The sequence below is a fragment of the Bradyrhizobium sp. WSM4873 genome (assembly GCF_055811355.1).
This window is the reverse complement of record NZ_JBVVPS010000016.1, coordinates 1-13,390: the sequence shown is the minus strand read 5'-3', so window position 1 is coordinate 13,390 and position 13,390 is coordinate 1. Positions and strand designations below refer to the sequence as shown.

The following is a 13,390-nucleotide window of genomic DNA, read 5'->3' as shown; positions in this document are numbered from 1 at the left end:
AAACGGCCCAGCGACGGGGATCCGTTCAAAAAATGACGTCGGATAAGAGCGCTCCGGCCAAATCGCGCGATGGAGGCGCGACGAGCCAAAGACTCACATCAGACTGTGCTGCCGTGGATTGGTTGGGAATGTTCCCGCCCGCACACCTGGCAATGAAGGACAAGCCTTTTCAGTAGCCCGCGCCGGCGTTGGACTGCCGGTAGAGACCAAAAAAGCCCGATCCGTCGTTGCTTTAAGTCGCGTCCCCCGTTGAGAGCGGGGTGCGCCGGTTCGCCTCCGGCTGCCAGTCACGGTTGCAAAGAGCAAAGTCACCTTCGACAAGGCATCTCTTTGAGAGAGATGCTGGACGCTCCGGGTTTGCTTTCGTCTTCCGGCTATGAGCCTTCCGACTTCCGCACTTCCGAAGAGCCCCTCGGCTTCTTCACCCCTTGGCGGCTGTCCGGCCTCTTGTCCGGATACCTACCGACTGACACACGACCACAGGCACGTGCGAAATTGGGCAATCCGCACATAAGTGTTTTGACTCTGCTTCGCAAGAGATTTTTTAGCCTGCGAACAGAATTGCCTAACATCTGCTTGCGCAGTGTTGCGCGAGCGACGCGGAAGATGAACGCGCGTTAAGTTTTCTGCGCGCGTGTCTCTCGCACGCCTACGCGCTTCAGCCGCGCTTCGTGAACGGCTCGACGCGCTGAGCGGCGCGGATGAAGGCAGTCATCACGAACACGCCGAGTGCAAACAGCGCGGCCTGAAGGATGTGCGTGCCCTGCTCGCCCAGCCCGAACAGGATCGCGAGCGCCCAGCCGCCAGCAAACGCCGCGCCGAACACCTCGGCGCCGATCAGGATGGCGGCGCTGATGACGGTGATGACGCTCGGCCAGACGATCCGACGGGAAGACGAGGAGGTCGCGTTCATGAGCTCAGGGGTCCTAGGCTTGGAGGGCCGCAATCTCCCCGAAAAGGCAGCCGGGAGCAAGGGCAAATGGCCCAAAAAAGCCCCATCGCGTGCTATAGCTGGCCGCAACAATCGAGCCACAAATCGGGACTTGTAATGTCAGAACCCCGCCAAACTACGGACTCCGAGACCAACCCGCTGCTGAAGGCGTGGGTGACGCCATTTGCGACCCCGCCCTTCGACGAGATCAAGCCGGAGCACTTCCTTCCGGCCTTCGAGCAGGCCTTCGCCGACCACTCCGCCGAGATCGCAGCGATCACCAACGACCCGACCGCCGCCGACTTCGCCAACACCATCACGGCGCTGGAGCGCTCGGGCAAGCTGCTCAGCAAGGTCGCATCGGTCTTCTACGACCTCGTCTCGGCGCACTCCAACCCAGCCATCCTGGAGATCGACAAGGAGGTTTCCTTGCGGATGGCGCGGCACTGGAATCCGATCATGATGAACGCCGTGCTGTTTGGCCGCATCGCTCAGCTGCACGAGAACCGCGCCAATCTCGGTCTGACACCGGAGCAGCTCCGCCTGCTCGAGCGCACCTACACTCGCTTTCACCGCTCCGGCGCCGGCCTCTCCGAAGAGGCCAAGGCGCGGATGGCGGAGATCAACGAGCGGCTCGCCCAGCTCGGCACCAGCTTCAGCCATCATCTGCTCGGCGACGAGCAGGAATGGTTCATGGAGCTCGGCGAGGCCGACCGCCAGGGCCTGCCGGAGAGTTTTGTCGCCAGCGCCAAGGCTGCGGCAGAAGAACGCGGCATGGCCGGCAAGGCCATCCTCACCCTGTCGCGCTCCTCGGTCGAACAGTTCCTGAAAAGCTCGGCCCGGCGTGACCTGCGCGAGAAGGCCTACAAGGCCTTCACCGCGCGGGGCGACAACGGCAATGCCAACGACAACAACGCGACCATCGTCGAGGTCCTGAAGCTGCGCGAGGAGAGCGCCAATCTCCTGGGTTATCCGACCTTCGCGGCCTACCGGCTCGAGGATTCCATGGCCAAGACGCCGGAAGCGGTGCGCGGCCTTCTGGAGCGGGTCTGGACGCCCGCGCGGGCGCGAGCGCTCGCGGATCGCGACGACATGCAGGCGCTGATCACCGAGGAGGGCGGCAATTTCAAGCTCGCCCCCTGGGACTGGCGCTTCTATGCCGAAAAGCTGCGCCTTCAGCGCGCCAATTTCGACGACGCCGCGATCAAGCCGTATCTAGCGCTCGACCACATGATCGCCGCCGCCTTCGATTGCGCCACGCGCCTGTTCGGCGTCACCTTCGCCGAGCGCAAGGACGTGCCCGTCTGGCATCCGGACGTCCGGGTCTGGGAGATGAAGGGGCGGGACGGCAAGCACAAGGCGCTGTTCTATGGCGACTACTTCGCCCGGCCGTCGAAGCGCTCCGGCGCCTGGATGACCTCGCTGCGCGACCAGCAGAAGCTCGACGGCGAGGTCGCGCCGCTAATCCTCAACATCTGCAACTTCTCCAAGGGCGCGGACGGGGAACCCTCGCTGCTGTCGCCCGACGATGCCCGCACCCTGTTCCACGAGTTCGGCCACGGCCTGCACGGCATGCTCTCCAACGTGACCTATCCGTCGCTGTCGGGCACCTCCGTGTTCACCGACTTCGTCGAATTGCCCTCACAGCTCTACGAGCACTGGCAGGAGCGGCCGGAGGTGCTGCAGCAGTTCGCCCGCCACTACCAGACTGGCGAGCCGCTGCCGGACGATCTGCTGCAACGATTCCTGGCCGCGCGAAAATTCAACCAGGGTTTCGCCACCGTCGAGTTCGTCTCCTCGGCGCTGATCGATCTCGAATTCCACACCCAGCCGGCCATCGCCGCGCAGGATGTCCGCGCCTTCGAGAGACGCGAGCTGGAGAAGATCGGCATGCCCGAGGAGATATCGCTGCGTCACCGTCCCACGCAATTCGGTCACATCTTCACCGGCGATCATTATGCGGCCGGCTATTACAGCTACATGTGGTCGGAGGTGATGGACGCCGACGCCTTTGGTGCATTCGAGGAAGCCGGCGACATCTTCGATCCCGCCGTCGCAAAGCGCCTGCACGACGACATCTACTCGAGCGGCGGATCGGTCGATCCGGAAGCCGCCTATGAGGCCTTCCGCGGCCGGCCGCCGGAGCCGGACGCGCTCTTGCACCGTCGCGGCCTGCTCGACGCCCCGAAGGCGGCCTGATGGGCATGCGCGCCCTGTTCGGACTGTTGCTTGCCGTCGCCCTGTCGCTCGCATCAGGCGCGGCGCGGGCGCATCCGCATGTCTGGATCACGGCCACCAGTGAGCTGCTCTACGCCGAGGACGGCACCATCACCGGCGTGCGCCACGCCTGGACCTTTGACGACATGTTCTCGGCCTATGCCGTGCAGGGGTTGGAGAGCAAGGCCAAGGGCGCCTACACCCGCGAGGAGCTGGCTCCACTGGCACAGACCAATGTCGAATCGCTGAAGGAATATGCCTACTTCACCTTCGCGCGAGCCGACGGCAAGAAGGAGCGGTTCCAGGAGCCAGTCGACTATTTCCTCGACTACAAGGATACGGTCCTGACCCTGCACTTCACGCTGCCGCTGAAGAACCCGGTCAAGCCCAAGCAATTGATGCTCGAAGTGTTCGACCGCTCCTTCTTCATCGACTTCCAGATGGCCAAGGACAACCCGGTCAAGCTGGTCGGCGCGCCCGCCGGCTGCCAGATGAAACTTGACCGGCCGAGCGACGGCACCGCCAGTGCCCAGAAGCTCAACGAGCAGACCTTCATGAACGGCGAGAACACCAATTTCGGCATGATGTTCGCCAACAAGATCACGGTGGATTGCCCTTGAAGCCGCAACTCACGCCATTGGCGCGCGGGCTCGCCGTCTGCGCCGGCGTTCTTTTCGTCGTGGCCGCGGCCGACGCCGCACTCCACGATCTCCTCGCGCAGAACCCTTTCGGCGCCCCAAGATCCGCGCCGGCGGCTGAGCCTGAGGCCAGTGGCCTCATCGGCTGGCTCTTGGCAAAACAGTCGGAATTCTATCGCCAGATGTCTGCGACGATCCGCGCCGCGAAGTCCGACGGCTCGGCGGTGTGGACGCTGCTCTTCATCTCCTTTGCCTACGGCATCTTCCACGCGGCAGGCCCGGGCCACGGCAAAGCGGTGATCGCCTCCTATCTCGTCGCCAATCGCGAGACCGCCCGGCGCGGCATCGTGCTGTCGTTTGCCTCCGCGCTGATGCAGTCGCTGGTGGCGATCCTGATTGTCGGCATCTCGGCCTGGGTGCTGAATGCGACCGCCAAGACCATGTGCAAGGCGGAAGGCGCGATCGAGATCGCAAGCTACGCGTTGATCGCGCTGTTTGGCCTGCGCCTGGTCTGGGTCAAGGGCCGCACCTTCATCCGTGCGCTGCAGGCGGTTCAGCCGGTGCCCGCGATCGCGGGTGTGCCGCATCACGGTGATCACGACCATCACCACAATCATGATGTGCATGACCATCATGACCACGATCACCATAATCACGCCCATCACGATCACGGGCATGACCACGTCCATGACGAGCATTGCGGCCATTCCCACGGCCCCACGCCGAGCGAGCTCGCCGGCCCCGGTGGCTGGGGGCGCGGCTTAGCCGCCATCCTGACCGTCGGCATCCGCCCCTGTTCGGGCGCGATCCTGGTGCTGGTGTTCGCGCTGGCCCAAGGCCTGTTCTGGGCCGGCATCGCCGCGACCCTGCTGATGGGGCTCGGCACAGCGATCACGGTCGCGGCCATCGCGGTGGTCGCCGTCTCCGCCAAGGACATCGCCGCCCGCCTGAGCGCCGGACGCGACGGCAATGGCGCACTGTTCATGCGCGGCATCGAATTCGCCGCCGCCGGGCTCGTGCTGCTGTTCGGTGCAGGCCTGTTGTTGGGTTACATCGCGGCCGAACGGACGACGTGTTTTTGAGTTTTTCCCTCTCCCCTTGTGGGAGAGGGTGGCTCGCCGCGTAGCGGCGAGGCGGGTGAGGGGTTGTCTCCGCGAGCGATCCTCTTGCAGCTGCGTTCGCGGATAGAACCCCTCATCCGGCGCTTCGCGCCACCTTCTCCCACAAGGGGAGAAGGAAGAAAAAGAATCACACCGGCAGAAACCGCTTCAAGGCCGGCATGAAGAAGATCCCGAGATTGATCGCAAAGCCGATGCTCCAGAGGATGGAGCGCAGCGTCGGGCGGTTGCCGAGATAGGTCAGCACATAGGCGATCCGTACGATCAGGAACAGCACCGCGAGCTCGTCGATCAGGCGCTGCGGCGAATCCCTGTATTCGGCCAGCAGCACCGCAAAGGCGAAGAACGGAAAGGTCTCGATGCCGTTCTGGTGCGCGCCGAGCGCGCGCTGCGCGATGGCGTCCTCGAAGAAAGCGGGGTCGCGCGGCCGCGAATTGTCGAAGCCGCGAAACCTGATCCATTTGACCGAGACGATCGTCACCAAATAGAGCAGCAATGCTCCGAAGACGCACCATTCCGCGAGTGTCATCTTTCCTCCCCGCCTCGGTGCGACCCTAGCGAAACCGGCCTGATCTTGACAAGCTCGGGGCAACGCGCGACCCAACGAGGCATGACAATCCTGGCCCCTCTCAAAACCACGAAGCCGCTGCCCCAGTCCGGCCAGCCGCGCGTCGGCGTACTCCTGGTCAATCTCGGCACGCCCGATACCGCCGACGCGCGCGGCGTGCGGGTGTATCTGAAGGAGTTCCTCTCGGACGCCCGCGTCATCGAGGATCAGGGCTTGATCTGGAAGGCGGTGCTGAACGGCATCATCCTGCGCACCCGCCCCCGCGCCAAGGCGCGCGACTATCTCAAGATCTGGAACACCGAGAAGAACGAGTCGCCGCTCAAGACCATCACGCGCTCGCAGAGCGACAAGCTCGGAGCCATGCTGTCGGACCGCGAGCAGGTCACGGTGGAATGGGCGATGCGCTACGGTAATCCCTCGATCAAGTCGGGCGTCGATGCACTGATTGCGAAGGGCTGCGACCGCATCCTTGCCGTACCGCTCTATCCGCAATATTCCGCCGCGACGTCGGCCACCGTCTGCGACGAGGTGTTTCGCGTGCTTGCGCGGCTGCGTGCGCAGCCGACGCTGCGGGTGACGCCGCCTTATTACGAGGACGAAGCCTACATCGAGGCGCTCGCCTCCTCGCTCGAGACGCATCTGGCGAGCCTGCCGTTCACGCCGGAGCTGATCGTCGCCTCCTTCCACGGCATGCCGAAGGCCTATGTCGACAAGGGCGACCCGTATCAGAGCCAATGCGTCGCGACCACGGAGGCGCTGCGGCGCCGGCTCGGCATGGACGAGACAAAGCTGCTGCTGACCTTCCAGTCGCGCTTCGGATTCGACGAGTGGCTGCAGCCCTACACCGATAAGACCATGGAGCGTCTGGCGAAAGAGGGCGTGCGTCGTATCGCGGTGATCACGCCGGGTTTTTCCGCCGACTGCCTCGAGACGCTGGAGGAGATCGCGCAGGAGAATGCCGAGATCTTCGAGCACAATGGCGGCGAGCAGTTTTCCGCGATCCCCTGCCTCAACGACAGCGCCCCCGGCATGGATGTGATCCGAACGCTGGTGCTGCGCGAGCTCCAGGGCTGGATCTAGTGAGCCTGGATCCGAGGAGCGCCCCATGAACCGCCGCGAGGTTCTGGCGCTTCTTGGGGTGACCGCGGCGCTGCCGGCCTCGGTGCTGGCGCAGCAACCGAATGCGACGCGCCGGCTCGGCGTGCTCTCGGTCACTGCGGCGGACGACGCGATCGGGCAGACGCGTAGCGCGGTCCTGGTCGAGGCGCTTGCCGGGCAGGGCTGGAAGGAGCACGGCAGCCTTGAGATCGATTGGCGTAACGGCGGCGGCGACCGTGCGCGCATCGCGCAACTCGCCGACGAACTCGTGGCGCTCAAGCCCGACATCCTGCTTGCGGTCGGCACGCCCTCGGTCGAGGAGCTGCGCCGGCGCACGACGACGATCCCGATCGTTTTCGCCGTCGTCACCGATCCGGTCAGCCAGGGCTTTGTCCAGAATCTCGCCCATCCCGGGGGCAATATCACCGGCTTCACCGATTACGACGGCCCGCTGGCCGGCAAATGGCTTGAGATGCTGACGCAGGTCACGCCAAGACCGTCCCGTGTGTTCGTGGTCTACAATCCCGCCACCGCGCCGTTCGCGCCCCTGATGCTGCGTACGATCGAGGACGCTGCGCGGACGCTTCATGTGATGGTCGAGCCCACGCCCGTCCATGACGCAGACACGATCGCGGCGCTGGTGTCGCGCAAAGACGGCGGCTTCCTGATCCTGCCGGACTTCTTCACCATGGCCAACCGCGCCCATCTGCTCGCGGCGATTGCCGAGGCGCACGTGCCCGCGGTGTTCTGGAGCCGCAGTTTCGTCGAGGACGGCGGGCTGATGTCCTATAGCACCGACAGCGCCGAGCAGCTCCGCCGCGCCGCAGGCTATATCGATCGCGTCCTGAAGGGCGCGCGGCCTGCCGACCTGCCGGTGCAGAACCCCACCAAGTTCGAGCTCACGGTCAACCTCAAGGCGGCCAAGGCGCTTGGCGTCACGCTTCCGCCGGGCTTGCTCGCAATCGCGAACGAAGTCATCGAATGAATTCGGCTGTGACGGACGACATGTCCGGATTCGTTAACTTTCGCCGCTAGGTTTGCGCCCGCACGTTTCAAGAGCCTTTCGGAAATACATATCATGGCCGTTCCCTCCAAGCGCGTCTTGTGCAGAATCGTGCTGATACCGACGTGAATCGCGACCGCTGAACCGGTAGGGTCGTGATCCCGACCAATGACAGCGCGGAAAAGGCCTTTTCCCGACAATCCTTTCCGCCTTGGAGGAAATATGAGCGGTTTCGACATTTTCGCGATTGTCCTGGTTTTGCTCGTCATCGTCACGCTGGTGGCCGGCGTAAAGACGGTGCCGCAGGGCTATGATTGGACCATCGAGCGGTTCGGCAAATACACCCAGACGCTGAGCCCCGGGCTCAATCTGATCGTGCCCTATTTCGATCGCGTCGGGCGCAAGATCAACATGATGGAGCAGGTGATCGACATTCCCGAGCAGGAGGTGATCACCAAGGACAACGCCACCGTGACGGTCGACGGCGTCGCCTTCTTTCAGGTGTTCGACGCCGCCAAGGCGAGCTACGAGGTCTCCAACCTGACCCAAGCCGTCACGGTGCTGACCATGACCAACATCCGTTCGGTGATGGGTTCGATGGATCTCGACCAGGTGTTGTCGCACCGTGACGAAATCAACGAGCGCCTGCTGCGTGTGGTCGATGCCGCCGTCTCACCCTGGGGCCTGAAGGTCAATCGTATCGAGATCAAGGACATCGTGCCGCCGGCAGACCTCGTCGAAGCCATGGGCCGACAGATGAAGGCCGAGCGCGTCAAACGCGCCGACATCCTTCAGGCTGAAGGTGCACGCCAGTCCGAGATCCTGCGCGCCGAGGGTGCCAAGCAGGGCCAGATCCTCCAGGCGGAAGGTCGCCGCGAGGCCGCCTTCCGCGACGCCGAAGCACGCGAGCGGTCTGCGGAAGCCGAGGCCAAGGCGACGCAGATGGTCAGTGAAGCCATCGCCAAGGGCGACGTCGCGGCGCTGAATTATTTTATCGCGGACAAATATATCAAGGCGTTCGGGCAGCTCGCTGAGTCGCCGAACCAGAAGGTCATCATGCTTCCGGTTGAAGCGATGAGCATGCTGGGCTCGCTCGCCGGCATCGGCGAGATTGCGAAGGCGACGTTCGGCGAGAGTGCGGCATCCGCCGCTGCCGCCGCTCGTCGCGGTTCGGTGCCGACGACCACCGGCAGCACGCCGCCGGCGGTGCCGCCGCGGCAGGGGTAAAGCGCATGCCCCGGAAAAGTGGACACCGGTTTTCCGACAAGGGCATGCGCCATTTCAAAGAGGTCGTGTCATGACCGACATGTTCGTATCGCTCGGCACCTGGAACTGGCTGATCTTCGGCTTCGTCCTGATGGCGCTGGAGGTGCTGGCGCCGGGAATCTTCCTGTTCTGGCTCGGGCTCGCCGCGTTGCTGGTCGGCCTGATCTCGTTCGGAGCAGCGATATCCTGGCAGATCCAGCTCGTGATGTTCGCGATCTTCGCCGTCGCCGCCGTGCCGGTATGGCGCCGGCTCGCCCGGCCGAAGCCGGATGCAATTGCCGCCAGCCCCTTCCTCAACAAGCGCGCGGATGCGCTGCTCGGCCGCGAGTTCACGCTGGAGAAGCCGATCGTCGACGGCAACGGCACCATGCGTATCGGCGACACGGTCTGGCGCATCGCGGGCCCCGATACGCCAGCGGGCACGCGTGTGAAGGTGGTGCAAGTGGACGGTGCGAATCTGACAGTGGCGGCGGCGTAGTCTTATCGTACCTCGCCCCGCTTGCGGGGAGAGGTCGGATTGCATCGAAGATGCAATCCGGGTGAGGGGGAGTCTCGGCGAGTCCGTCTCTCACCTTGTTTGCGGAGCAGCCCCTCACCCCAACCCTCTCCCCGTAAGAACGGGGAGAGGGAGAACAGCAGTCTCAACCCTTCTTCCACCGCTCCGCAAGCTGGTGCAGCGGCATGAACGTCTCGCACAATTCCCGCCCGAGCGCCGTCAGCCCGTAACCGCCGGCTTCGCCCAGCTCCACGAATCCGGCCTCGCGCAAATCGTCCAGCCGCGCCTGCAGCACCGTCGGCGAGGCCTCGTCGCAGGCGGTGCGCAATGCGCGCGAGGTGAGGTGGGCATCGCGCAGCTCCCACAGGATTCGCAGGCTCCAGCGTCGCCCCAGGATGTCGAGCAGCGCCATGATCGGTCGCCCGGAGCGCGAGCCACGGACGCTGCGCGATCTGGAGGAGGTCTGTTTCGCCATCGTCGCCCTCTTGCGTGTCGCTACAAATAGTGTAGCGTATCGCTACAACAAATGTAGCAAGAGAGACGGCTGATGTCCCAGGCCACACCGCGCATTGCCCCGCTTACCCCGCCTTATCCCCCGGAGATCCAGGCGCAGTTCGACCGCATCATGCGCGGTGCGCCGCCGTTGCTGCTGTTCCAGGTGATGGCGGGCCACACCCGCGCCTGGGACAAGTTTCGCGCCGGCGGCCTGCTCGATCCCGGCCCGCTCTCGTTGCGCCAGCGCGAGATCGTCATTGACCGCACCTGCGCGCTGAACAAATGCGAATATGAATGGGGCGTGCACGTCGCGATCTTTGCCGCGCCGGCGGGACTGAGTGAGCCGGAGGTGCGTGCCACCATGCAGGGCGATGCGACGTCGCCGTGCTGGTCCCCGGCCGAGCAGGCGCTGATCGCCGCCGTTGACGCGCTGCATCACCGTGCGTCGCTTGACGACGCCGAATTCGCCGCGCTGTCGGCGCATTACGACGAGGCGCAGATCCTGGAGATCATGTTGCTGTGCGGCTTCTACCGCACGGTGTCGTATCTGGCGAACGGGTTGCGGTTGCCGCTGGAGGAGACGGCGGCAAGATTTCCTGCGCCGCTCTAACCGCCGTCATTGCGAGCGTAGCGAAGCAATCCAGAATCTTTCCGCGGAGGCAGTCTGGATTGCTTCGCTGCGCTCGCAATGACGAAAGAGAAAGGGACGCGCTACGCCACGCCCGCCCGCAGCAGATCGTGCAGGTGCACGATACCCACCACCTTGTCCGCCTCGGTCACGACCAGTGTCGTGATCTTGCGGGTGTTGAGCACCTCGATCATCTCGGTGGCCAGCATCGAGGGCGGCACGGTCTTCGGCTGCCTGGTCATGACGTCATCGACCGACGCTGTCAGCAGGTCCGGCCGCATGTGGCGGCGCAAATCGCCGTCGGTGATGATGCCGACAGCCTCGGCTGCATCGTTGACGATGCAGACGCAGCCGAGGCCCTTGGCCGACATCTCCATCACCGCGTCCGACATCTTGGTGCCGAGCGGCTTGAGGGGGATCTCCGCGCCGGTGCGCATGTAGTCGCGGACGAATTTCAGCATGGCGCCGAGCTTGCCGCCCGGGTGGAAGTGCGCGAACTCCAGCGCGGTGAAGCCGCGGCCTTCGAGCAGGGCGATCGCGAGCGCATCGCCGATCGCAGCCTGCATCAACGTCGAGGTGGTCGGCGCCAGATTGTGCGGGCAGGCCTCGCGCGCTTTCGGCAACTCGATCACGATGTCGGCCGCTTGTCCCAGCGAGGATGCCGCATTTGACGTCACCGCGATCATCGGGATGGCGAACCGGGCGGAATAGTTCACCAGTGTCTTCATCTCCGGCTGCTCGCCGGACCAGGACAGCGCCATGATGACGTCGTCGGTGGTGATCATGCCGAGGTCGCCATGGGCGGCTTCGGCGGTGTGCACGAAGAAGGCGGGCGTGCCGGTCGAGGCCAGCGTTGCCGCGATCTTGCGCCCCATATGGCCCGATTTGCCGAGCCCGGTGACGATGACGCGGCCCTTCGCGTTGCGGATCAGATCGACCGCCTGGGCGAAGCTCGCGCCAAGCGGGCCGCGCAGGGCGACGGCGAGCGCATTGATACCGCCGCTCTCGGTTTCCAGCGTGCGGAGTGCGGATTCGACGCTGTCGGGAATGGGGCCGGATGATTGGGTCATCAGCGGTTTCGAACTCGGCATGTTCTGGTCCAGGGAGGAGGGGTGTTCGCCCGTTGGCGCCTGCTTAGCACGCCACGGCCTTCGAGGCGACGAGGGCGCCCCAACCCTCAACCGGTCGTTAACCATAGTTGTTTTAACTCCATTAACGATGGTTCCCGTCGATCGGTGGGGGCAATCGCGAAAGTGTTTGATTTCGTTGGAGTTCTTCCATCGTGGGGTCGTCTCCAGGCACGAGCCGGAGCAAGCGCGCGCATTTCCTGCGCGCGGCTTTGCCGTGCTTTGCGCTGACGGTCCTCGGAAGCGCCCCCGTGGCCGCCCAGAGCCTCACCCCAGACCTGTTCAGTCCCAACCGCGGTGGCTTCGCCTCGCCCGACACGCTGCCGACGCGCCGCACCGCGGGCGTGCCGCAGGCACCGTCGGATGCACTGCCGACGCTGCCCGACCCCAACGCCGATTTGCGCAAGCGCCAGCAGACGCCGGCGCGCCCAGGCCAGAACCCGAACAGCCAAAACTCGACCAACCCAAACCCGACCAATCAGGTCCCGATCTACGGCCTGCCCGCTGCCAATGGCGCCAGCGCCTCCGGCTACGATTCACTCAACCGCAAGCGACAGCAGCCGAAGCTCTATCCCGGACAACCGAAGCCGAAGCGCCCGGTCGGCCCCGGCTCGCCAGTGCCCCCGGCGACGCCTGAGCGGACGCTCGGCCCGCCGCGCATCGCGCCGCCGCCGTCCGAGACCGCGCACAAGACGCCGGTGCCGCCGGCGCTGGCCGGCAACGTCCCCGGCCAGCCGCTGCGCCGCCGCCTCAAGCTCGACGAGGATGCGTTCGGCGCGGTCGGCGACTATGCCGGCAGCTTCCTGATCAAGGGCGGGCTTGAGCTCTCCACCGGCTACGACACCAACCCGGCGCGTTTGAACAAGCCGGTCGGCTCGCCGGCCTATGTCGTCGCGCCCGACCTGCTCGTGGTGTCCGATTGGGAGCGCCACGCGCTGGTCGCGGATCTGCGCGGCTCGTTCTCGGGCTACACCAACAACATGCCCGCGACGATCGACGGCTTTGCCTCGCCCTCGCCGGTCGAGGTCGACCGGCCCGACTTCAACGGCCACGTCGACGGCCGCATCGACGTCAATCGCGATCTCAAGCTGACCACGCAGCTGCGCCTGCGGCTCGCCACCGACAATCCCGGCAGCCCGAACGTGCAGGCCGGCCTGCAGAAATATCCTGTTTACGCCACCTATGGCACCACCGTCGGCTTCGACCAGACCTTCAACCGCTTCCAGGTCGCGGCCGGCGCCACCGTGGATCGCACCGCCTACACCAACTCCAAGCTCACCGACGGCTCGACCTTCAGCAACGATGACCGCGACTTCAACCAGTATGGCGGCGTCGGGCGCTTCTCCTACGAACTGAAGCCGGGCCTGAAACCGTTCGTCGAGGTCCAGGGCGACACCCGCGTGCATGACCAGGCCGCCGACCGCAACGGCTACTTCCGCGATTCAAACGGCGGCTACGCCAAGGTCGGCACGTCATTCGAATTCTCGCGCATCCTCACCGGCGAGGTCTCGGTCGGCTATTCCGCGCGCAACTATGTCGACCCGCGACTGAGCCAGCTTGCGGGCTTCCTGACCTCGGGCTCGCTGATCTGGAACGCAAGCGGCCTCACCACGGTGAAATTCGCCACCGACACGCAGATCGCCGAGACCACCATCCCCGGCTCCTCCGGCGTGCTGGTGCATACCTACGGGATCGAAGTCGATCACGACTTCCGCCGCTGGCTTACGGCAGTGGGCAAATTCACCTACGGCACCTACGACTACCAGGGCCAGAATCGCAATGACAAGACCTACTCGTTCGAAAGC

At 64.8% G+C, this 13,390-nt stretch carries 13 protein-coding genes; 9 read left to right on the top strand and 4 right to left on the bottom strand.

Translation table 11 applies throughout. The annotated features are described in order from the left end of the window. Window positions 1-658: 658 nt before the first annotated feature. The gene (locus AC0L21_RS20995) at window positions 659-913 is read right to left on the bottom strand and encodes a hypothetical protein (RefSeq protein WP_473263745.1); all 255 of its coding nucleotides are present in this window, start codon (window positions 911-913) and stop codon (window positions 659-661) included. A 135-nt stretch (window positions 914-1,048) separates the two neighbouring features. Between AC0L21_RS20995 and AC0L21_RS20990 the strand changes: the two genes are divergently transcribed. From AC0L21_RS20990 to AC0L21_RS20980, 3 genes are read left to right on the top strand one after another with little or no spacing between them, the layout of a single operon-like run. After that, window positions 1,049-3,130 carry a M3 family metallopeptidase gene (locus AC0L21_RS20990; protein WP_473263744.1) on the top strand — a complete coding sequence of 694 codons (2,082 nt, stop codon included), beginning with the start codon at window positions 1,049-1,051 and terminating at the stop codon, window positions 3,128-3,130. Next, on the top strand, window positions 3,130-3,768 hold the full coding sequence (locus AC0L21_RS20985) for a DUF1007 family protein (protein ID WP_473263743.1): 639 nt from the start codon (window positions 3,130-3,132) through the stop codon (window positions 3,766-3,768). The genes AC0L21_RS20990 and AC0L21_RS20985 overlap by 1 nt, the downstream gene beginning before the upstream one ends. Further along, window positions 3,765-4,868, top strand: a complete 1,104-nt coding sequence (locus AC0L21_RS20980) for a nickel/cobalt transporter (RefSeq protein WP_473263742.1) — start codon at window positions 3,765-3,767, stop codon at window positions 4,866-4,868. The genes AC0L21_RS20985 and AC0L21_RS20980 overlap by 4 nt, the downstream gene beginning before the upstream one ends. A gap of 166 nt (window positions 4,869-5,034) precedes the next feature. Here AC0L21_RS20980 and AC0L21_RS20975 read toward each other — a convergent pair whose 3' ends face one another. Continuing rightward, window positions 5,035-5,433 carry an MAPEG family protein gene (locus tag AC0L21_RS20975; RefSeq protein WP_473263741.1) on the bottom strand — a complete coding sequence of 133 codons (399 nt, stop codon included), beginning with the start codon at window positions 5,431-5,433 and terminating at the stop codon, window positions 5,035-5,037. A gap of 81 nt (window positions 5,434-5,514) precedes the next feature. On the opposite strand from AC0L21_RS20975, the gene hemH reads away from it, so the two are divergent. From hemH to AC0L21_RS20955, 4 genes are all read left to right on the top strand, one after another. After that, window positions 5,515-6,552 (top strand): ferrochelatase, encoded by a 1,038-nt coding sequence (hemH, locus tag AC0L21_RS20970; RefSeq protein WP_473263740.1) that lies wholly within the window; start codon window positions 5,515-5,517, stop codon window positions 6,550-6,552. 25 nt (window positions 6,553-6,577) lie between these two features. Further along, window positions 6,578-7,555, top strand: a complete 978-nt coding sequence (locus AC0L21_RS20965) for an ABC transporter substrate-binding protein (protein ID WP_473263739.1) — start codon at window positions 6,578-6,580, stop codon at window positions 7,553-7,555. Between the two features lie 240 nt (window positions 7,556-7,795). Continuing rightward, window positions 7,796-8,800 carry an SPFH domain-containing protein gene (locus AC0L21_RS20960; protein WP_473263738.1) on the top strand — a complete coding sequence of 335 codons (1,005 nt, stop codon included), beginning with the start codon at window positions 7,796-7,798 and terminating at the stop codon, window positions 8,798-8,800. A gap of 70 nt (window positions 8,801-8,870) precedes the next feature. Then, entirely contained in the window at window positions 8,871-9,317 is a 447-nt protein-coding gene (locus AC0L21_RS20955) for an NfeD family protein (protein WP_473263737.1), read from the top strand. A 163-nt stretch (window positions 9,318-9,480) separates the two neighbouring features. On the opposite strand, the gene AC0L21_RS20950 is transcribed toward AC0L21_RS20955, so the two are convergent. Next, window positions 9,481-9,810 (bottom strand): winged helix-turn-helix transcriptional regulator, encoded by a 330-nt coding sequence (locus tag AC0L21_RS20950; protein ID WP_473263736.1) that lies wholly within the window; start codon window positions 9,808-9,810, stop codon window positions 9,481-9,483. Window positions 9,811-9,882: 72 nt separating this feature from the next. On the opposite strand from AC0L21_RS20950, the gene AC0L21_RS20945 reads away from it, so the two are divergent. After that, window positions 9,883-10,440, top strand: coding sequence for a carboxymuconolactone decarboxylase family protein (locus AC0L21_RS20945; protein WP_473263735.1), 558 nt, complete (start codon window positions 9,883-9,885; stop codon window positions 10,438-10,440). Between the two features lie 101 nt (window positions 10,441-10,541). On the opposite strand, the gene AC0L21_RS20940 is transcribed toward AC0L21_RS20945, so the two are convergent. Further along, complete coding sequence (locus AC0L21_RS20940) at window positions 10,542-11,549, bottom strand: KpsF/GutQ family sugar-phosphate isomerase (protein ID WP_473263734.1); 1,008 nt, start codon at window positions 11,547-11,549, stop codon at window positions 10,542-10,544. Between the two features lie 191 nt (window positions 11,550-11,740). On the opposite strand from AC0L21_RS20940, the gene AC0L21_RS20935 reads away from it, so the two are divergent. Beyond that, window positions 11,741-13,390, top strand: a 1,650-nt coding sequence (locus AC0L21_RS20935) for an outer membrane beta-barrel protein (RefSeq protein WP_473263733.1), incomplete at its 3' end; no start/stop codon positions are given.

Excerpts from the sequence above, each read along its gene's own strand:
- AC0L21_RS20995 (WP_473263745.1), bottom strand. The coding sequence starts at position 913 with ATGAACGCGACCTCCTCGTCTTCCCGTCGGATCGTCTGGCCGAGCGTC.
- AC0L21_RS20990 (WP_473263744.1), top strand. The coding sequence starts at position 1,049 with ATGTCAGAACCCCGCCAAACTACGGACTCCGAGACCAACCCGCTGCTG.
- AC0L21_RS20985 (WP_473263743.1), top strand. The coding sequence starts at position 3,130 with ATGGGCATGCGCGCCCTGTTCGGACTGTTGCTTGCCGTCGCCCTGTCG.
- AC0L21_RS20975 (WP_473263741.1), bottom strand. The coding sequence starts at position 5,433 with ATGACACTCGCGGAATGGTGCGTCTTCGGAGCATTGCTGCTCTATTTG.
- hemH (WP_473263740.1), top strand. The coding sequence starts at position 5,515 with ATGACAATCCTGGCCCCTCTCAAAACCACGAAGCCGCTGCCCCAGTCC.
- AC0L21_RS20965 (WP_473263739.1), top strand. The coding sequence starts at position 6,578 with ATGAACCGCCGCGAGGTTCTGGCGCTTCTTGGGGTGACCGCGGCGCTG.
- AC0L21_RS20960 (WP_473263738.1), top strand. The coding sequence starts at position 7,796 with ATGAGCGGTTTCGACATTTTCGCGATTGTCCTGGTTTTGCTCGTCATC.
- AC0L21_RS20955 (WP_473263737.1), top strand. The coding sequence starts at position 8,871 with ATGACCGACATGTTCGTATCGCTCGGCACCTGGAACTGGCTGATCTTC.
- AC0L21_RS20950 (WP_473263736.1), bottom strand. The coding sequence starts at position 9,810 with ATGGCGAAACAGACCTCCTCCAGATCGCGCAGCGTCCGTGGCTCGCGC.
- AC0L21_RS20945 (WP_473263735.1), top strand. The coding sequence starts at position 9,883 with ATGTCCCAGGCCACACCGCGCATTGCCCCGCTTACCCCGCCTTATCCC.
- AC0L21_RS20940 (WP_473263734.1), bottom strand. The coding sequence starts at position 11,549 with ATGCCGAGTTCGAAACCGCTGATGACCCAATCATCCGGCCCCATTCCC.